The organism is Kitasatospora sp. NPDC004669, from assembly GCF_040609455.1.
Taxonomy (GTDB): Bacteria; Actinomycetota; Actinomycetes; order Streptomycetales; family Streptomycetaceae; genus Kitasatospora.
In genome coordinates this window covers 199,484-218,622 of the sequence record NZ_JBEXKB010000001.1, presented here as the reverse complement: position 1 = coordinate 218,622, position 19,139 = coordinate 199,484, and the positions used below count along the sequence as shown (strand labels likewise).

17 protein-coding genes and 1 pseudogene are annotated in these 19,139 nt (G+C 73.2%); 14 read left to right on the top strand and 4 right to left on the bottom strand.

The genetic code is table 11. The features are described 5' to 3' along the window. Positions 1 to 142 precede the first annotated feature (142 nt). Positions 143 to 1,342 (bottom strand): mannose-6-phosphate isomerase, class I, encoded by a 1,200-nt coding sequence (gene manA, locus ABZW30_RS01030; protein WP_355668894.1) that lies wholly within the window; start codon positions 1,340 to 1,342, stop codon positions 143 to 145. Positions 1,343 to 1,669: 327 nt separating this feature from the next. On the opposite strand from manA, the gene ABZW30_RS01025 reads away from it, so the two are divergent. Further along, the gene (locus ABZW30_RS01025) at positions 1,670 to 2,437 is read left to right on the top strand and encodes a polyprenol monophosphomannose synthase (protein WP_355668893.1); all 768 of its coding nucleotides are present in this window, start codon (positions 1,670 to 1,672) and stop codon (positions 2,435 to 2,437) included. 85 nt (positions 2,438 to 2,522) lie between these two features. Here ABZW30_RS01025 and ABZW30_RS01020 read toward each other — a convergent pair whose 3' ends face one another. Next, positions 2,523 to 2,930 carry a helix-turn-helix domain-containing protein gene (locus tag ABZW30_RS01020; RefSeq protein ID WP_355668892.1) on the bottom strand — a complete coding sequence of 136 codons (408 nt, stop codon included), beginning with the start codon at positions 2,928 to 2,930 and terminating at the stop codon, positions 2,523 to 2,525. Between the two features lie 107 nt (positions 2,931 to 3,037). On the opposite strand from ABZW30_RS01020, the gene ABZW30_RS01015 reads away from it, so the two are divergent. The 10 genes and pseudogenes from ABZW30_RS01015 (at position 3,038) to ABZW30_RS00970 (ending at position 13,301) form a co-directional block, all read left to right on the top strand. Further along, entirely contained in the window at positions 3,038 to 3,685 is a 648-nt protein-coding gene (locus ABZW30_RS01015; protein WP_355668891.1) for an NAD(P)H-dependent oxidoreductase, read from the top strand. 122 nt (positions 3,686 to 3,807) lie between these two features. After that, the gene (locus ABZW30_RS01010) at positions 3,808 to 4,728 is read left to right on the top strand and encodes an MBL fold metallo-hydrolase (protein WP_355668890.1); all 921 of its coding nucleotides are present in this window, start codon (positions 3,808 to 3,810) and stop codon (positions 4,726 to 4,728) included. Positions 4,729 to 4,763: 35 nt separating this feature from the next. Further along, positions 4,764 to 5,345, top strand: coding sequence for a molybdenum cofactor guanylyltransferase (locus tag ABZW30_RS01005; RefSeq protein ID WP_355668889.1), 582 nt, complete (start codon positions 4,764 to 4,766; stop codon positions 5,343 to 5,345). A 107-nt stretch (positions 5,346 to 5,452) separates the two neighbouring features. After that, a pseudogene (locus tag ABZW30_RS01000) lies at positions 5,453 to 5,734 on the top strand (DUF6457 domain-containing protein); the annotation flags it as partial. A 92-nt stretch (positions 5,735 to 5,826) separates the two neighbouring features. Continuing rightward, entirely contained in the window at positions 5,827 to 6,939 is a 1,113-nt protein-coding gene (locus ABZW30_RS00995; RefSeq protein ID WP_355669036.1) for a molybdopterin molybdotransferase MoeA, read from the top strand. Between the two features lie 127 nt (positions 6,940 to 7,066). Further along, positions 7,067 to 8,044 (top strand): NAD(P)H-quinone oxidoreductase, encoded by a 978-nt coding sequence (locus ABZW30_RS00990; protein WP_355668888.1) that lies wholly within the window; start codon positions 7,067 to 7,069, stop codon positions 8,042 to 8,044. A gap of 177 nt (positions 8,045 to 8,221) precedes the next feature. Beyond that, complete coding sequence (locus tag ABZW30_RS00985) at positions 8,222 to 8,851, top strand: hypothetical protein (RefSeq protein ID WP_355668887.1); 630 nt, start codon at positions 8,222 to 8,224, stop codon at positions 8,849 to 8,851. A gap of 293 nt (positions 8,852 to 9,144) precedes the next feature. Next, the gene (locus tag ABZW30_RS00980) at positions 9,145 to 9,759 is read left to right on the top strand and encodes a bacterial proteasome activator family protein (RefSeq protein WP_355668886.1); all 615 of its coding nucleotides are present in this window, start codon (positions 9,145 to 9,147) and stop codon (positions 9,757 to 9,759) included. A 270-nt stretch (positions 9,760 to 10,029) separates the two neighbouring features. Next, on the top strand, positions 10,030 to 11,442 hold the full coding sequence (locus ABZW30_RS00975) for a protein kinase (RefSeq protein WP_355668885.1): 1,413 nt from the start codon (positions 10,030 to 10,032) through the stop codon (positions 11,440 to 11,442). A 335-nt stretch (positions 11,443 to 11,777) separates the two neighbouring features. Next, positions 11,778 to 13,301, top strand: coding sequence for a protein kinase (locus ABZW30_RS00970; protein ID WP_355669035.1), 1,524 nt, complete (start codon positions 11,778 to 11,780; stop codon positions 13,299 to 13,301). A 5-nt stretch (positions 13,302 to 13,306) separates the two neighbouring features. Here ABZW30_RS00970 and ABZW30_RS00965 read toward each other — a convergent pair whose 3' ends face one another. Next, a complete protein-coding gene (locus ABZW30_RS00965) occupies positions 13,307 to 14,395 on the bottom strand; it encodes a phosphotransferase (RefSeq protein WP_355668884.1) in 1,089 nt (362 codons plus the stop codon). Positions 14,396 to 14,460: 65 nt separating this feature from the next. After that, positions 14,461 to 15,120, bottom strand: coding sequence for a response regulator transcription factor (locus ABZW30_RS00960; protein ID WP_355668883.1), 660 nt, complete (start codon positions 15,118 to 15,120; stop codon positions 14,461 to 14,463). 425 nt (positions 15,121 to 15,545) lie between these two features. On the opposite strand from ABZW30_RS00960, the gene pdhA reads away from it, so the two are divergent. From pdhA to ABZW30_RS00945, 3 genes are read left to right on the top strand one after another with little or no spacing between them, the layout of a single operon-like run. After that, complete coding sequence (gene pdhA, locus ABZW30_RS00955) at positions 15,546 to 16,712, top strand: pyruvate dehydrogenase (acetyl-transferring) E1 component subunit alpha (protein ID WP_355668882.1); 1,167 nt, start codon at positions 15,546 to 15,548, stop codon at positions 16,710 to 16,712. Beyond that, complete coding sequence (locus ABZW30_RS00950; protein WP_355669034.1) at positions 16,709 to 17,686, top strand: alpha-ketoacid dehydrogenase subunit beta; 978 nt, start codon at positions 16,709 to 16,711, stop codon at positions 17,684 to 17,686. Before pdhA ends, ABZW30_RS00950 begins: the two co-directional genes overlap by 4 nt. Positions 17,687 to 17,701: 15 nt before the next feature. Continuing rightward, entirely contained in the window at positions 17,702 to 19,123 is a 1,422-nt protein-coding gene (locus tag ABZW30_RS00945; protein ID WP_355668881.1) for a dihydrolipoamide acetyltransferase family protein, read from the top strand. Positions 19,124 to 19,139: the final 16 nt, after the last annotated feature.

The window sequence follows — 19,139 nt, the reverse complement described above, 5'->3', positions numbered from 1 at the left end:
AAGCTGGGCCGGGGCCGGGGCCGGGGCCGATGCCGGTCGAGGTCGGCGCGGTGCCGTCGGGCCGGTGATCATTTGAGCTGAGAAGGGCTCGTCCCCCGGTGGGGGACGAGCCCTTCGTCGTACGAACGGTCGGCGGCCGTCGTCAGACCGTGACGGTGGCGCGGAACAGCGTGCTGCCGGTGCCGGAGAGGCGGGTCGGGGCGCCGGTGGCCGGGAGGAAGGCGGACTGGCCGCGGGCGAGGTCCAGCGCGGTGCCGTCGGCGGCGGTGAGCCGTACCGCGCCCTCGGTGCAGAGCAGGATCTGCGGGGTGCGGCCGTCGATCTCGCGCCCGACTCCGTCCAGCTCGAAGCGGGAGAGCCGGAACTCGTCGATCGGGACGGGGTAGAGCTGCTCGCCGGGGGTGCCCTCGACCGGGACGGGATGGACCACCCGGGCCGAGTCGGACTCGAAGACCACGACCTTCAGCAGCTCCGGCACGTCGATGTGCTTGGGGGTGAGGCCGGCCCGCAGCACGTTGTCCGAGTTGGCCTGCAGCTCGACGCAGACGCCGGACAGGTAGGCGTGCGGCACCCCGGCGCCCAGGTAGAGCGCCTCGCCGGCGCGCAGCCGGAAGTGGTTGAGCAGGAAGGCGGTGATCAGGCCGCGGTCGTCCGGGAAGTCCTTGGCGACCCGCGCGTACGGGGCGTAGTACCAGTCCGGATCGCCGGTGTCGTGCTCCGCCAGTACCTCGGCGGTCTCCCGGACGGTCTTCCCGGCGGTCTCGTCGTCCATGGTGAGGATGGCGGCCAGCGTGCCGCGCAGCGCCTCGGACTCGTCCTCGACGCACAGCAGGTCGATCAGCGGGTCCAGTCCGGGCACCGAGAGCCGGGCCATCAGCTCGGCCGCCTCGGCGGGCCGGCGGAAGCCGCACAGGCCCTCGAACTCGCCCAGCGCGCAGATCATTTCGGGCTTGTGGTTGTCGTCGCGGTAGCTGCGCTCGGGGGCGTCCAGCGGTATGCCCAGGGCGTTCTCGGCGGCGAAGCCGGCCTTGGCCTGGTCCAGCGTGGGGTGCGCCTGGATGGACAGCGGGATGCCCGCGGTGAGCACCTTGAACAGGAACGGCAGGGTCGGGCCGAACCGGGCCACGCTCGCCGCGCCGAGCTCTCGTTCGGGGTCGGCCGCGATCAGCTCGTCGAGTCGGCGCGGGCCCGCGCCGCGGTCGGCGCGGGACGGGTCGCCGGGGTGGGCGCCCATCCACAGTTCGGCCTGCGGTTCACCGGTCGGTTCCTGCCCCAGCAGCTCGGGCAGGGCCGTGAGCGACCCCCAGGCATACGGGCGGACGGTGTTGACGAGCCTGTCCATGCGCGCGGTCCTACTCCTTCGCTGGCTGGGCGGGTGTGCCGGATCTGCGGGGCGGGCCCGGCCGTCCGGGCGGTCCGGGGACGGGCAAGGGCATCGACCCTAGCCCACCGGCATCACCCACGGGGAAACGGTGGTCATCCGGTGGGAGTGCCGTGGTCGGACCGGTGGTTCCCGGGCGCGGTAGTAGGATGCCAGGACGCAGTAGCCCCGCCCCGCACAGCATTCTCCACCGTGGTGAACCCGCCGGCGGGCTGTCGGCGGGACCGCGTTCCAGAGTGCGGGCGACGGTGTTCTGATACTCCCCGCCATCGGCCGAGAGGTTTGTACGTGACCGTGAACCAGCAGAGTTTTGCTGATCTCGGCAGGGTCCTGGTGATCATCCCGACCTACAACGAGGCGGAGAACGTCGAGCGGATCGTCGGTCGGGTCCGCGCTTCGGTGCCCGAGGCGCACGTGTTGGTCGCCGACGACAACAGCCCCGACGGCACCGGCGAGCTGGCCGACAAGCTGGCCGTCGAGGACCCGCACGTCCACGTCATGCACCGCAAGGGCAAGGAGGGCCTCGGCGCCGCCTACCTCGCCGGCTTCCGCTGGGGCATCGACAACGGCTACGACGTCCTGGTCGAGATGGACGCGGACGGCTCGCACCAGCCCGAGGAGCTGGACCGGCTGCTGGGCGCGCTGCGCGGCGCCGACCTGGTGCTCGGCTCGCGCTGGGTGCCTGGCGGCCGGGTGGTGAACTGGCCGAAGTCCCGGCTGCTGCTCTCGCGCGGCGGCTCGACCTACTCCCGGCTGATGCTGGGCGTGCCGATCCGGGACGTCACCGGCGGCTACCGGGCCTTCCGCAAGGAGACCCTGCTGGGGCTGGGCATGGACCAGGTCGCCTCGGCCGGCTACTGCTTCCAGGTCGACCTGGCCTGGCGCACGGTGAAGGCCGGGTTCAAGGTCGCCGAGGTGCCGATCACCTTCGTCGAGCGCGAGCTGGGCGCGTCCAAGATGAGCCGCAACATCGTGATCGAGGCGCTCTGGCGGGTTACCACCTGGGGTGTCGCCGATCGGGTGGCCCGTCTGCGCGAGGCCGTGACCAAGCGCTGAGCCCCCGGGTGTGTGAAGGGCCCGTCCACCGGTTCGCCGGTGGACGGGCCCTTCGTCGTTCATGGGCGGGGCCGTTCCGGGAATGTCAGCAGCCGCCCTTGAGAGCGCTCTCCGGTAGGTAGCGGTCGGCCCAGAGAGCCAGCTCGGTGAGCGCCGGCTTCAGCGCGACGCCGCCCTCGGTGAGCCGGTAGCTGACCCGCAGCGGCGGGCCGGCGTCGACCTCGCGGACGACCATCCCGGCCTCGGTCAGCTCGGTCAGCCGGTCGGAGAGCATCCGCTCGCTGATGCCCGGGATCGCGCGGCGCAGCTCGGAGAAGTAGGCCGGTCCGCCGTTGTTGAGCACGCCCAGCAGCATGCCGGTCCAGCGCTTGCCGAGCAGGGTGAACACCCGGTTGAGGGCCTGGTCAATGTTGGCGCAGGTGCCGTGGCCTTCGGGGGCGCACGCGTCGACGGCGGTCGGGACTGCGTCGGTCACTACCTGCTGCTCGGCCATGGGTCCAGCGTACTCGACCTGTCACTAGCAACTATATAAAAGTAAGCTGCTACTGTACTTATAGCTGCAGAGGAAACAGCAGCTACTTATTCTCTGGAGGTCCCGCCATGCCCACGCTCCTGCACATCGACTCCTCGGCGCTCACCGACAGCTCCGTCTCCCGCGAGGTCACGGCCGCCTTCCGGGCCGCCTGGCTGGCCGAGCACCCAGGGGGAACGGTGATCCACCGGGACCTCGCCGCCGACCCGATCCCGCACCTGGACGCCCACGGCATCACCGCCGGCTTCGCCCCCGCCGAGGTCCGCAGCGCCGAGCAGACCGCCGCCTTCGCGCTGCGCGAGCAGCTCATGGCCGAGCTGGAGTCGGCCGACGCGGTGCTGATCGGCACCCCGATGTACAACTTCACGATCCCGTCGACCCTCAAGGCCTGGCTGGACCAGGTGATCCTGATGGGCCGCACCGCCGGCGAGGAGCCCTCCGCCAAGGGCACCCCGGTCACCGTGGTCGCCGCCCGCGGCGGCTCGTACGCGCCCGGCGCCCCGCGCGAGCCGTACGAGTTCGTCACCACCTACCTGGAGAAGGTGCTGACCGGCATGCTCGGGCTGGAGGTCGACTTCATCGTCCCCGAGCTCACCCTGGCCGGGACCGTCCCGGCGATGGCCGACTTCGTCCCGAAGGCCGCCGAGTCCAAGGCCCGGGCGCTGGAGCAGGCCGCCCACCGCGGCAAGGAGCTCGCCGCCCGCGCCGCCGGGTGAGCCGCGGTGTGAGCCGCGCCCGAAGGCGCGCCCCGTCGGGCGCGCCTTCCGCGCGATCGGCCGCCGGTACTCCCATGCTGTAGGCCGCAGGGAGCCCGACCGCCGACCAGAGGGAGCAGCCCGTGACGTCGTCCCCGCCCGAGGAGAACGCCGGCGCGGAGCGGATGGACGCCGAGCGGTCCGCCCGACCGCTGGAGGTCGCCGTCTTCACCGGCCCCGAGTCGGCCTTCTTCAGCACCTCCACGCTGATCCTCGGCGAGCAGACCGCGATCCTGGTGGACGCCCAGCTCACCCGCAGCGCCGGGCGGGAACTGGCCGAGTGGGTCGCGGGCAAGGGCCGCCGACTGCTCGCCATCGTCATCACCCACCAGCACCCCGACCACTACTTCGGCGCGGAGGAGGTGCTGAAGCTCTTCCCGGACGCACAGCTGCTGGCCGCACCGGCGGTGGTCGAGGGCATCCGGCGCACCGTCGCCGCCAAGGTCGCGCAGTGGAAGCCGGTGTACGGCGACGACATCCCGGACCACCCGCTGATCCCCGCCCCGCTGCTGCCGCAGCCGCTGATGCTCGACCGCCAGGTGATCCCGGTGCTGCTGCTCGGCCAGGCCGACTGCGGGGAGTCCACGGTCGTCCACGTACCGAGCATCCGGACCGTGATCGCCGGGGACTTCGTCTACAACGGCACCCACGTGTGGACCGCCGACACCACCCCGGCCCAGCGCACCACCTGGGGGCACAACCTCGGCCGGATCGCCGACCTCGGCGTCGACCGGGTGATCGCCGGCCACCGCGCCCCCGAGCAGGGCGACGACGCGGCCCGGGTGCTCGCCTTCACCGGGAAGTACCTGCGGGACTTCGACCGGGCGCTGGCCGCGCACCCGCACGACCCGGAGGCCCTGGTCACGACGATGAGCCGGCGGTACGGGGAGCTGACCCTGCCGTCCTTCCTGGAGCTGGGCGCGGCGGCGAACAGCGCCCGGGCGTGGGCGGAGGACGGGATCATCGACGCGGAGATCGTCGAGGACGACGACCCGGCCGAGTAGGGTCCGGCACGGACGGCCGGGCGGATACTGGCCGCATGACGCCGTACGACGTGATCGTTCCGGCGGGTGGTGCCGCCCGCCGCCTCGGCGGGGTCGACAAGCCCGGCCTGACCGTGGGGGAGGCCTCCCTGCTCGACCGGGTGCTCGCCGCCTGCGCGGGCGCCCGCACCACCGTCGTGGTCGGCCCCACCCGGCCGACCGCGCGGGACGGGGTCCGCTGGACCAGGGAGCAGCCGCCCGGCGGCGGGCCGGTCGCGGCCGTCGCGGCCGGGCTCGGCCTGGTCACCGCGGACACCGTGCTGCTGCTCGCCGCCGACCTGCCCTTCCTGGACCGGCGGACGGTGGAGCGGCTGGTCGACGCCCTCGACGAGGCCGAGCCGACCGTGGCGGCCACCGTCCTGATCGACGCCGGCGGACGCGAGCAGCCGCTCGCCGCCGCCTACCGGAGCGCCCCGCTGCGCACCGCGCTGGCCGGCCTCGGCGACCCGGACGGACTGCCGCTGCGCCGACTCGTCGGAGGGCTGCCCCGGCTGCTGGTGGCCGACACCGACAACGTCGCGTACGACTGCGACACCTGGGAGGACCTGGAGCAGGCCCGGGAGCGGGAGAGGTCCTGAGCCTTCGCCGCGCGGCGACCGGAAGGGCGGCTCACGGGGTCCTTCGTCGGCCCGTGAGGGAAACGACGCGTCCCGCACACGGGGCGAACACCTACGGGAAACCGCCGATCAGGCAGCATGGGCGCATGGAGCGCACGCTGGAAGACTGGATCGCCGAGGTCAAGGCCGACCTGGGCATCGACCTGGATGTGGACGTCCGGGGCCTGCTCGACATGGCCCGGGTGGTCGCGCACGGGGTGGCCCGCCCGGCCGCGCCGCTGACCGCCTTTCTGATCGGCTACGCGGCCGCCCAGCAGGGCGGCGGGTCGGCGGCCGTGGCCGAGGCGTCCCGGCGGTCCACGGCACTCGCCGAGCGCTGGAGCGCCGTCGACGGGCCGGGCGAGCCGTGAGCGCGGTAGGGCAGACCGCCGTGGCGGCGCCGTCCACCGGCCCGGGCACGCTGAGCTGGCCGCGGGCCCGGGATGCCGCGCGTCGGGCCGGGATGCGCCCGCTGCCGGTGGTCGGGCTGCCGCTGGCCGAGACACTGGGGCACACCCTGGCCGAACCGCTGGGCGCGCTGACTGACCTGCCCGCCTTCGACACCTCCGCGATGGACGGCTGGGCGGTGGCCGGTCCCGGGCCCTGGCGGGTCGCCGGACGGGTGCTGGCCGGCCGGACCGAGGTGGCGCCGCTGGACGACGGCAGCGCCGTCGAGATCGCCACCGGGGCCCAACTGCCGCCCGGCGCAACCGCCGTACTGCGCCGCGAGCACGGCCGGACGGACGGCGCACTGCTGCACGACCGCGGCCCGCAGCCGCTGACCACCGGTCAGGACGTCCGCCCGCGCGGCCAGGAGTGCCGCAGGGGCGAGGAGTTGCTGCCGGCCGGGACGGTGATCGGCCCGGCCGTGCTCGGCCTGGCCGCCGCCTGCGGCCACGACCGGCTGGCCGTCCGCCGCCGACCGGTGGTCCAACTGCTGGTGCTCGGAGACGAGTTGCTCGCCTCCGGGATCCCCGGGCCGGGGCTGGTCCGGGACGCGCTCGGTCCGCTGCTGCCGCCCTGGCTGCGGGCGGCCGGTGCGGAGGTGGCCGAGGTCCGGTGCGTCCGGGACGACTTCGGGCTGCTGCGGGACGCGCTGCGGCACTCCACCGCCGATGTCGTGGTCACCACCGGCGGGACGGCCGCCGGGCCGGTGGACTTCCTGCACCGGGCGCTGGCCGAGGCCGGCGCCCGGCTGCTGGTGGACGGCGTCGCCGTACGGCCCGGACACCCCATGCTGCTGGCCGAACTCCCCGGCGGACGCCACCTGGTGGGCCTGCCGGGCAACCCGCTGGCCGCCGTCGCCGGGATGGTCACGCTCGCCCTGCCGCTGCTGCACGCCCGCGGCGGACGGGCCGTCGCCGCCCCCGCGCTCGCGCCGGCGACCGTCGTCCTGCCCGGACACCCGGTGGACACCCGGCTGCAGCCGGTGCGGCGCACCGTCGAAGGGGTCGTACCGCTCGCCTTCGACGGGCCCGCGATGCTGCGCGGCCTGGCCCGGGCCGAGGCGCTGGCCGTGGTCCCGCCCGGCGGGGCGGCGGCGGGGCAGACCGTCGAGCTGGTGGAGGCGCCGTGAGCGAGCGACGGGGCCCCGGTCGGAGGCCGCCGCGCCGCAGCTCGCCGACCGGGTGATCGTCATCGAGTCGACCGGCCGGGGCGGGGCCTGACCCCCGAACTGCCGTGAGGCGCAGTAGGTTCGGGGCATGCATGCGATGACGATTCCCGTACCCGGCGGTCCCGAGGCACTGGTGTGGACGGAGGTGCCCGACCCGGTGCCCGGCGAGGGCGAGGTCCTGGTCGAGGTGTCGGCCACCGCCGTCAACCGGGCCGATCTGCTCCAGCGGCAGGGCTTCTACAACCCGCCGCCCGGCGCCTCGCCCTACCCGGGGCTGGAGTGCGCCGGGCGGATCGTCGCGCTCGGGCCGGGGGTGTCCGGCTGGGCGGTCGGCGACGAGGTGTGCGCGCTGCTGGCCGGCGGCGGGTACGCCCAGCGGGTCGCGGTGCCGAGCGGGCAGCTGCTGCCGCTGCCCAAGGGGCTGAGCGCGGAGCAGGCCGCGGCGCTGCCGGAGGTCGCCTGCACGGTGTGGTCCAACGTGTTCCTCACGGCCCACCTGCGGCCGGGTGAGACGGTGCTGCTGCACGGCGGCGCGAGCGGCATCGGGACGATGGCGATCCAGCTGGCCAAGGCGGTCGGCGCGCGGGTCGCGGTGACGGCGGGCAGCGCGGAGAAGCTGGCCCGGTGCGCCGAGCTGGGCGCGGACATCACGATCAACTACCGCGAGCAGGACTTCGTCGAGGCGCTCCGGGAGGCCACCGGCGGGGCCGGGGCGGACGTGATCCTGGACATCATGGGCGCCAAGTACCTGCAGCGGAACGTGGACGCACTGGCGGTCAACGGGAGGCTGGTGATCATCGGGCTGCAGGGCGGGGTGAAGAGCGAGCTGGACCTCAACGCGCTGCTGCGCAAGCGGGCCGCCGTGATCGCCACCAACCTGCGCGGGCGGCCGCTGGCGGAGAAGGCGGCGATCGTGGCGGCGGTGCGGGAGCACGTGTGGCCGCTGGTGGAGTCCGGGGTGGTGAAGCCGGTGGTGGACCGGGTGCTGCCGCTGACCGAGGCCGGTGTCGGACACCGGGTGCTGGAGGCGGGTGAGCAGGTCGGGAAGGTCGTGCTGAAGGCCTGAAGGCCTGAAGGCCTGGAGGTTTGCAGGTTTGCAGGCCTGAGGGATTGGCGGCGGTCGTGCGGGACTGCACAGAGTGTCCGAAATGCCGCGTTAGCCGGAATGTGTGAGGCTGGTCCGGAGCTGTCCCGCCGCCGATTCCGCCCCCGGGCGCGGTCGGCCGTCGGAAGGACTCCGACCGTGGCCGCATCACTGCACGCACCCCTCGGGCCGCTGCCCGCCGCGCCGCACCACCGTCGTACCCACCGCTCCCAGCAGCTGCTCGCGGTGGCCGTGCTGGGGCTCACGCTCCCGCTGGCCGCCGCGACGACGGCCGTGGCGGGGCCCTCGCCGAACACCCGGGTGAGCATCGAGGCGGAGCCCTCGGCTGTGCTGCCGCAGCATTCGGGGCCCCGGACGCGCCCGGGTGGCCGCGACTTCCCCCGGGCCCACCACCACCGTCACCGCCCGGCGTCGGCGCCGGAACGCCCCGACGCCACCGTGGAACAGGCGCCGGACCAGGCCCCTGACCAGGCGCCGGACCAGGCCGCCGACCAGAGCGTCGAGCAGCAGCCCGGGCAGGTCCGGGACCAGAGCGTCGAGGCCGACCGGCCGGGCAGCGACGCGAACACCCCGGCCGCCCTGGCCCCCGCCGCCCCCAGCGCCCCGGACACCACGGTGGCCGCCGACCGAACCGTCGAGGCGGCCGCCCCGGCGATCCTCCCTGCCCGTTGGCAGGACCCCTCCACTCTCCAGCTCCCCCTCGGCGTCGGCCTGGGCCTCATCGGCTGCGGCCTCGCCCTGATCGGCCTCCGCCTCCGGAAGGGTTGAAGCAGGCACCGGGTGGCCCACCCGTGCCTCACCGTGCACATTCCACGTCGGCCCGCCGAGGGGACCGCCCTCGGCGGGCCGACGTGGAGGTTCGGTGCGGGTTCTGGGGTGGTGGCGGCCCCGCCCACGGTGGGTGCCGGGGGCGGTAGTTGGATGGGGCGGGGCGGGAACTGAGTATCCGTACGGATTCCCGCGCGGGGCGCGGGGGCGTACCGTCGTGACGGGGTGGCGCAGGACGGCGGGACGAACGGGGGCTTCCGCCCGACCAACCCCAGTGAGAGAGAATGTTGTTCATGACGAATCCGATGAACGAGCGCTCGTCGCAGGAGCCCTTCCGGGCCACCGGCGGGCAGTCGCAGGACGGCCAGAAGGTGCTGATCGTCGGACCGGACGGGCTGCCCGTGGGCCAGGGGTTCGCCGGCTCGGCGGGGGACCTGGACGACGAGGGCGACGCGCCGCGTGAGCTCCCGGTGACCGAGATGGTCGAGCAGCCCGCCAAGGTCATGCGCATCGGCAGCATGATCAAGCAGCTGCTGGAGGAGGTCCGGGCCGCGCCCCTCGACGAGGCCAGCCGGGCCCGGCTGAAGGACATCCACGCCAGCTCGATCAAGGAGTTGGAACTCGGGCTGGCCCCGGAGCTGGTCGCCGAGCTGGAGCGGCTGTCGCTGCCGTTCACCGAGGACAGCATCCCGACCGAGGCCGAGCTGCGGATCGCCCAGGCCCAGCTGGTGGGTTGGCTGGAGGGCCTGTTCCACGGCATCCAGACCGCCCTGTTCGCCCAGCAGATGGCCGCGCGCGCCCAGCTGGAGCAGATGCGGCGCGCGCTGCCGCCCGGTCTGCACGGGGGCGAGGCGGACGAGGAGGAGCCGGGCCAGGGCCGCGGCATCCGCTCCGGCCCCTACCTGTAGACCGCAGCCCGTGGGCCGTCGCCGGGCCGGACGTACCACGACGATCCGCCCCGGGCCGCAGCGCCGCACAACGGCGCCGACGGCCCGGGGCCAGGATCGGCCCTGGGCCGATCACCGTCGGCGGGAGCCGATACCCTGACCCCTGTCGCCGGCCGGTCGAGCCGCCGCGACAGGGGTCCGCCAGGCCAGCGGGCCGGGCCCACCACGCACGGACGAGACCGAACGTCACGGCTGCGGCAGCACGGTCGCGCCGAGGGGGAGCAGAGGACCATGAGCGAGCACGGCAACGCGGCGGTCGAGGGCTTCTCCCTGGGCAACGGCCGCTATGTGCTGCAGCGGCTGCTGGGCGAGGGCGGTATGGCCTCCGTGCACCTCGCGTACGACAGCGTGCTGGGCCGGCAGGTCGCGCTGAAGAGCATGCACAGCGAGCTCGGCCGGGACGACTCGTTCAAGGAGCGGTTCCGCCGCGAGGCCCAGGCGGTGGCCCGGCTGGAGCACCCCAACATCGTCACGGTGTACGACAGCGGCGAGGACATCGCCCCGGACGGCTCCAGCACGCCGTACATCGTCATGCAGCTGATCGACGGCATGGGCCTGCGCGAGACGATCAACGAGGCGGTCGCCCAGTACGGCGCGGTGCCCACCGAGCAGGCCCTGAAGGTCACCATCGGCGTGCTGAACGCGCTGGAGGCCTCGCACGACATGGGCCTGGTGCACCGCGACATCAAGCCCGGCAACGTCATGTTCGACCGCAAGGGCAATGTCAAGGTCATGGACTTCGGCATCGCCCGGGCGCTGGAATCCGGCGTCACGTCGATGACGCAGACCGGCATGGTGGTCGGCACCCCGCAGTACCTCTCGCCCGAGCAGGCGCTCGGCAAGCCGGTGGACGCCCGCTCCGACCTCTACTCGGTCGGCGTGATGCTCTTCGAGATGCTCACCGGCCAGCTGGTCTTCGACGGCGACTCGGCCTTCTCGATCGCCTACAAGCACGTCCAGGAGGAGCCGCCGGCGCCCTCCGGCCTCAACCGCTCGATCACCCCGGCCGTGGACGCCTACGTCGCCCAGGCGCTGCGCAAGGACCCGGCGCACCGCTTCCAGAGCGCGGCCGCGATGCGGGACGAGGCGGAGCGGCTGATCGCCGAGCTGAAGGGCGGCGGCGCCGGGCACTCGCTCCAGGCGAGCACCCCGCTGGTGATCCAGGAGGGCCCGCGCTCGGTGCACGCGGCCCCGCAGACCCCGCCCCCCTTCCCGCAGCAGCCGCACTACCAGACCCCGCCGCCGGCCTACCAGACCCCTGCCCCGCAGGCTCCGCACACGCCGCAGCCGCAGTACCTCCAGCAAGGGCAGCCGCAGTACCAGACCACGCCGCCGGCCTACCAGACGCCGCAGCCGCAGTTCCTCCAGCAAGGGGGGCCGCGGCCGATGCACACCCCGGCGCCGCAGCCGGTGCGGCAGCCGATGCCGCCGTACCAGCAGCCGAAGCCCAACGGCGGCGGCTGCTCCACGGCCTTCGTGGTCGTCGCGATCATCGTCGGTGTGCTGGTGCTGGCCGGCATCATCATCGCGATCGTGGTGAACAAGGCGAAGAACGACACCAAGGGCAAGATCGGGATCCACTCCGAGCGGCCCGCCGCGGTGCTGGTGCTGGACCGGCCGGCCGACCGGAATGGCCTGCTCTGACGGGTTCCGGCCGGTTCGGGCGGGTCACGGGTGCGCGCCGGAAGCGGTAGCGTTCGGGGATACGTAAGCGACAGGGCACCGCGATTCCGAGCGAACGCCCGGGGCGAGGAGCGATGGCACAGACGCAGCAGCCGGACGACGACGCGGGTGCCCGAGGGGACGGACGGACCGGCGGGACGCCGAGGTTCCCCGAGCCGGGCAACGAAGCCGCGACCTCCGGGCTGCCGCCGTTCGGCCGGAGCGGGCCGCAGACCCCGGGCCGCGGTACCGCCGCCCCGCTGGGCACGGTCGGCGACGGCCGCTACCGGCTGACCCACCGGCTCGGCCGCGGCGGCATGGCCGAGGTCTTCGCCGCCGAGGACGTGCGGCTGGGCCGCACCGTCGCGGTCAAGCTGCTGCGCGGCGAGCTCGCCCAGGACGACGTCGCCCGGCTGCGCTTCACCCGCGAGGCACACGCCGTCGCGGCGCTGAACCACCACTCGATCGTCTCGGTCTACGACACCGGCGAGGAGTACGTCGGGGACGAGTCCACGCCGTACATCGTGATGGAGCTGGTCGAGGGCCGGACCGTCCGCGAGCTGTTGGTGGACGAGGAGGCGCCGCCGGTCGACCAGGCGCTGATCATCATCGCCGGGGTGCTGGAGGCGCTCGCCTACAGCCACCGGAACGGGATCGTCCACCGCGACATCAAGCCCGCCAACGTGATCATCACGAACAGCGGCGCGGTCAAGGTGATGGACTTCGGCATCGCCCGGGCGCTGACCGGCGGGGCCACCACGATGACCCAGACCGGCATGGTCATGGGCACCCCGCAGTACCTGTCGCCCGAGCAGGCGCTCGGCAAGCCGGTCGACCACCGCTCCGACCTGTACGCGGCCGGCTGCATGCTCTACGAGCTGCTCACGCTGCGCCCGCCGTTCACCGGCGACACCCCGCTCTCGGTGGTCTACCAGCACGTCCAGGACCCGCCGGTGCCGCCCTCGCAGGCCAACAGCCGGGTGCCGGTCGGGCTGGACCCGCTGGTGCTGCGCTCGCTCGCCAAGAACCCGGACGACCGCTTCCAGGACGCCGACGAGTTCCGCGCCCACGTGCAGCACGCGCTGCGTGAGATGCACGGCGCGGCCGGGGCCGGCTGGGTCGGCGCGGCCGAAGGGCTGCCGGGCGACACCGGTGCCACCCAGGTGATCCGGCCGGACCAGACGCTGGCCACCCAGGCCTTCGGCGTGGTCGGCGCGGGCGACCAGACCTCCGTGCTGCCGTACTCGGCGGGCGGCCCGCACACCCCCTCGCCCTACCAGGGGGCCGGCGGCCCGTACGGCGGCGACGGCGACGACGGCGAGTACGACGGCGGACGGCGGCGCGGGCCCTGGGGCTGGGTGGTCGGCGGCATCGCCGTGCTGCTCGCGGCCGGTGCCGGGATCGCCTTCGCGCTCACCGGTGGCGAGGACAACAACAACAAGACGATCACGCCGACCGCGCCCACCTCGGCGGTCAGCACCACCGAGGCGACCACGCCGACCCAGAGCGGCCAGCCGACCTCGTCGCCGTCCGTCTCCGGCACCAGGAAGCCGTCGCAGCAGCCGACCGACAACGGCGGCTACACCGGGAACGGCGGCTACAACAACGTGTCGCCGTCGCCGGGTTCGGGCAAGCACACCCAGCAGACCCCGACGGCGAGCTCGACGCCGACGGCGACCTCGACCCACACCCCGACGGCCACCTCCTCGGCGACCGGCGGGCCGACCACGGCGCCGTCGCCGAGCTCGGGCGGTGGGGGCACGACCACCAACCCGTCGCCGCCGCCCCCGAAGCCGACCGGTGGCGGTGGCGGCACGCTGCCGCCACCGGTGACCGGCTGACGGGCTCAGTTGGCGAAGGCGTCCAGGACCTGCTCGTACTCCTGGCACCACCACGCCAACTGGCCCGCCGAGGCGGGGTAGAGCGGGTCGGCCCGGTGGTCGGCCCGCTGGTAGCGCCACTGCAGCATCCAGAAGTCGTTCAGCCGCTCCCACCAGACCCTGTGGACGGCTGCGGCCAGGTGCTCGGCGGTGGCGGCTCCGGAGGCCCGGTAGGCCTGTGAGTAGCGGCGGACCCGGACCAGGTCGAGGGTGCCGGTGTCCCGGTCGTTGAAGAGCAGGGTGGCGGCGCGGACGGCCTCCTCCGCGCGTGGCTGCGGGCCGAGCTTGTCCCAGTCCAGGACGGCCGTGACGCGCCCGTCGGCGTACAGCAGATTGAGGCCGTGGAAGTCGCCGTGGGTCCAGCCGGTGGGCGGGGCGGTACGCGGGTCGGGGCGGCGGTGGGCGTGTTCGGCGAGCAGTTCCAGCCGTTCGTCGAGCCGTTCTTCGACCAGTGCGTCCAGTTCGCCGTACGGGCGGTGCTCGCGGGCGCGGCGTTGCAGGTCGCGAGCGAGTTCCGCGCTGTCGCGAGGGTCGGCGCTGCGGTAGCCGGCGGGCTGGTCGAGGGGGGCGCAGACGTCGTCGAGCGCGCCGTGCAGTCGGCCGAGCAGCGCGCCGAGCGCGTCGCACTGCGACGGGGGGAGCTCCGTACCGTGCTGGTGTCGGCCATCGACCCAGGGGAAGAGCGCGAACAGCCGACCGTCCAGGCCGGCCACCGTGCCGACGCGTTCGGCGCAGGTCAGCGGGGGCGCGACGGGCAGTCCGAGGGCGTGCAGGTCGGTCATCGCGCGGTGGTGGGCGAGGATCTTCGGACGGTTGGCGGTGGCGGCGTCGACGTAGCACTTCAGGAAGTAGGAACCGGCCTCGGTGGTGACCCGGTAGCCCCGGTTCAGCAGGCCTTCGGCGACCGCTTCGGCGGTCAGCAGCCGCCCCACCCGGTAGCGGGCCAGGACCTCGGTGAGTGCGCTGCGCGGGACGGGTGGACTGAGGGTCCCTATCGGCGGGGCGGTGAGGTCGGGGCGGGCCGGGGCGCAGGCGAGGGTCTGGCTGAAAGTCACGTGCAGAGGTTATGGCCCCCCGGTAGGGGCCCTTGACAAACCGTCAGGCGTGTGCAGCGGTCGGATCAGTGCTGATGGTCGGCCTGGTGCCGCGCCACGAAGGCCGCCGCCTGGGTGCGTCGCTCCATGCCCATCTTGGCGAGCAGACTGGAGACGTAGTTCTTCACCGTCTTCTCGGCCAGGTGCAACTCGTTGCCGATCTGACGATTGGTCATCCCTTCACCGATCAGATCGAGGATCCGCCGCTCCTGCTTGGTGAGTTGGGCCAGCCGCTCGTCCTCCTTCTCGCCGCCGTCGCGCAGCCGGGCGAGCACCCGGCTGGTGGCGACCGGGTCGAGCAGCGAGCGGCCGGCCGCGACGTCCCGGACGGCGGTGATCAGGTCGGTGCCGCGGATCGCCTTCAGGACGTAGCCGGAGGCGCCCGCCATGATCGAGTCGAACAGTGCCTCGTCGTCCGAGAAGGAGGTCAGCATCAGGCACTTGATCTCCGGCAGCCGGGAACGGATCTCGCGGCAGACCTCGACCCCGTTGCCGTCCGGCAGCCGTACGTCGAGCACCGCGACGTCGGGGTGGACCGCCGGGATCCGGGTGAGTGCCTCGGCGGCCGTGCCGGCCTCGCCGACCACCTCGATGTCATCCTCGACCGAGAGCAGATCGCGCACGCCCCGTCGGACGACCTCGTGATCGTCGAGCAGGAACACCCTGATTTGTCCGTTATCAATCACGCCCAAAGCCTCCCATATCACCCTACACAAGGCCTATCGTTCTCATCGGCGTCATGACGTGATCCGGCCACAGTCGCCGAAACCGATACCGAGAACCCCCTTACGCACGGGCGTCCGCCCGGATAACGTGCGCTGGTGTCCTGAAGGCGCTCGAATTGAGAGCTGCGTCACGCCGACCGTCACCCCCACCCTTTCGACGGCGAGCCGGGCGCGGCACCCTCGGGGTTGTAGACCCTGAACAAGTAGGACGTCCTAGCGCAAGCGCGCCAAGGGCGGACGCTGGGTAACGTTCTCGTGAGGGACGCCGTCGGAACAGGATCACCACCTGCCACGCAGTAGGTGCGCACACCCACGCGCGCCCCGCGAGGCGGTGACCGGACCGGTCACCGGCGACCCCGGGCGGCCGGACAGACCGAGGAGTGAACGTGACCGTCAAAAGCACGGCCAAAAGTACGGCGAGGGCTCGCAAGAAGGCGGCCCCCGACGTCCCTGGCACCCTCCGCGCCACGGGTACGGACGCCCAGCCGGAGCTCGTGCAGCTGCTCACCCCGGAGGGCGAGCGGGTCGAGCACCCGGACTACCCCCTCACCACCACTCCGGAGGAGCTGCGCTCCCTCTACCGCGACCTGGTGCTGGTGCGCCGGTTCGACGCCGAGGCGACCGCCCTCCAGCGCCAGGGTGAGCTGGGTCTGTGGGCCTCGCTGCTCGGTCAGGAAGCCGCCCAGGTCGGCTCCGGCCGCGCCATGCGCACCGGCGACTACGCCTTCCCCACCTACCGCGAGCACGGTGTGGCCTGGTGCCGCGACGTCGACCCGCTGAACCTGCTCGGGATGTTCCGCGGCGTGAACCACGGCGGCTGGGACCCGAACGAGAAGAACTTCCACCTGTACACCATCGTGATCGGCGCGCAGGCCCTGCACGCCACCGGTTACGCGATGGGCATCACCAAGGACGGCGCCGACGACGCGGTGATCGCGTACTTCGGCGACGGCGCCTCCAGCCAGGGCGACGTCAACGAGGCCTTCACCTTCGCCTCGGTCTACAACGCGCCGGTGGTGTTCTTCTGCCAGAACAACCAGTGGGCGATCTCCGAGCCCACCACCACCCAGACCAAGATCCCGCTGTACCGCCGTGCCTCCGGCTTCGGCTTCCCGGGCGTGCGGGTGGACGGCAACGACGTGCTGGCCTGCCTCGCGGTCTCCCGCTGGGCGCTCGACTACGCCCGCAGCGGCAACGGCCCGGTGCTGATCGAGGCCTTCACCTACCGGATGGGCGCGCACACCACCTCCGACGACCCCACCCGCTACCGGCTCGCCGAGGAGACCGAGGCCTGGAAGGCCAAGGACCCGATCCTGCGGCTGCGCACCCTCCTGGAGAAGGAGGGCCTGGCGGACGAGGAGTTCTTCGCCGCCGTCGACGCCGAGAGCGAGCAGCTGGGCCTGCGGGTGCGCGAGGGCGTGCGCAACATGCCGGACCCGGACCCGACGCTGATCTTCGACCACGTGTACAGCGAGCCGCACGCGCTGGTCGATGAGGAACGGGCCGAATACATCGAGTACGCGGCCTCCTTCGAGGCGGGGGAGAACCACTGATGGCCGGTCAGCTGAGCATCGCCAAGGCGCTCAACGAGGCGCTGCGCAAGTCGCTGGAGAACGACCCGAAGACCGTCCTGATGGGCGAGGACATCGGCAAGCTCGGCGGCGTCTTCCGGATCACCGACGGCCTGCAGAAGGACTTCGGCGAGAGCCGGGTGATCGACACCCCGCTGGCCGAGTCCGGCATCATGGGCACCGCGATCGGCCTCGCGCTGCGCGGCTACCGCCCGGTCGTGGAGATCCAGTTCGACGGATTCGTCTACCCGGCCTTCGACCAGATCGTCTCCCAGCTGGCCAAGATGCACGCCCGTGCGCTGGGCCACGTCAAGATGCCGATCACCGTCCGTATCCCCTACGCGGGTGGTATCGGCGCGGTCGAGCACCACAGCGAGTCGCACGAGGCGTACTTCGCGCACACCGCCGGTCTGCGGGTGGTCACCCCGGCCAGCGCGCACGACGCGCACTGGATGCTGCGGCAGGCCATCGAGTCGGACGACCCGGTCATCTTCCTGGAGCCCAAGCGGCGTTACTGGGACAAGGGCGAGGTCGGCGCCGCCGCCGACCTGGGTCTGCACGACGCCCGGATCGTCCGCCCCGGCACCGACGCGACGCTGATCGCGTACGGCCCGATGGTCAAGGTCTGCCTGGAGGCCGCCGCGGCCGCCGAGGAGGACGGCCGCCGGCTGGAGGTCGTCGACCTGCGCTCCCTCTCCCCGGTGGACTTCACCACCCTGGAGGAGTCGGTCAAGCGCACCGGACGGGCCGTCGTGGTGCACGAGGCGCCGGTCTTCCTGGGCATGGGCGCCGAGCTGGCCGCCCGGCTCACGGAGCGGTGCTTCTACCACCTGGAGGCACCGGTCCTGCGGGTCGGCGGCTACTACGCGCCGTACCCGCCGTCCCGGGTCGAGGAGGCCTTCCTGCCCGACCTGGACCGCGTGCTCGACGCCGTCGACCGCGCGCTCGCGTACTGATACCGGGGAGCGAAGATGACCACCGAAGTTCGCTCGCTCCGCGAGTTCAAGATGCCCGACGTGGGCGAGGGCCTCACCGAGGCCGAGATCCTCAGCTGGTACGTCAAGCCCGGTGACACCGTCACCGACGGGCAGGTCGTCTGCGAGGTCGAGACCGCCAAGGCGGCAGTCGAGCTGCCGATCCCGTTCAACGGGGTCGTCGAGCGGCTCTTCTTCCCCGAGGGTGCGACGGTCGACGTCGGCACCGTGATCATCTCGGTCGCGGTGGCCGGCGAGGCGGGGGCCGCTCCGGCCACCGCGACCGCCCCCGCTGTGGAGGCGCCGGCCGACGAGGCCGAGCCCGAGCGCCGCGAGGTGCTGGTCGGGTACGGCCCGCGCACCGGCGTCACCCAGCGCCGGGCCCGGCGCACGACCACCACCAAGACGGTCGCCGCGCCCAAGCCGGCTCCGGCCGCGCCCGCCGCCCCGGTCGCCCCGGCTCCGGCCGCGCCCGCCCCGGTGGCCGAAGCGCCGGTCGGTGAGCGGCCGTTGGCCAAGCCGCCGGTGCGCAAGCTGGCCAAGGACCTCGGCGTCGACCTGCGGGCCGTCACCCCGACCGGCCCGGCCGGCGTGATCACCCGCGAGGACGTGCACGCCCACGCCGCGGCCCTGGCGGCTCCGGCCGTCGAGCCGGTCGAGGCCGCCGCGGCCCCGACGGCCGCCGTCGTCGAGGCTCCGGTGCCGGTCCCCGGCGCGGGCGACGTCCGGGTGCCGATCAAGGGCGTCCGCAGGGCGACCGCGCAGGCGATGGTGGCCTCGGCCTTCACCGCCCCGCACGTCACCGAGTTCGTCCAGGTCGACGTGACCCGCACGATGAAGTTCGTCCGCCGGCTCAAGGAGAGCGGTGAGCTGGGCCGGGACGTCCGGGTCAGCCCGCTGCTGCTGGTCGCCAAGGCGCTGCTCACCGCGATCAAGCGCCACCCGGAGATCAACGCCCAGTGGGACGAGGCGGCCCAGGAGATCGTGATCAAGGGTCAGGTGAACCTCGGCATCGCCGCGGCCACCCCGCGCGGCCTGATCGTCCCGAACATCAAGGACGCCGGGTCCCGGACCCTCTCCGGCCTGGCCGTCGCGCTCGGCGAGCTGGTGGAGACGGCCCGTCAGGGCAAGACCTCGCCGGCCGACATGCAGGGCGGCACGGTCACCATCACCAACGTCGGCGTCTTCGGCGTCGACACCGGCACCCCGATCCTCAACCCGGGCGAGGCGGCCATCCTCGCCTTCGGCGCGGTCCGGGAGCTCCCGTGGGTGCACAAGGGCAAGGTCGTCCCGCGCCAGGTCACCACGCTCGCGCTCTCCTTCGACCACCGGCTGGTGGACGGGGAGTTGGGCTCCAAGGTGCTGGCCGACGTGGCCGCGCTGCTGGAGCACCCGAAGCGCCTGATCACCTGGGGCTGACGGTTCGCCGGAAGTG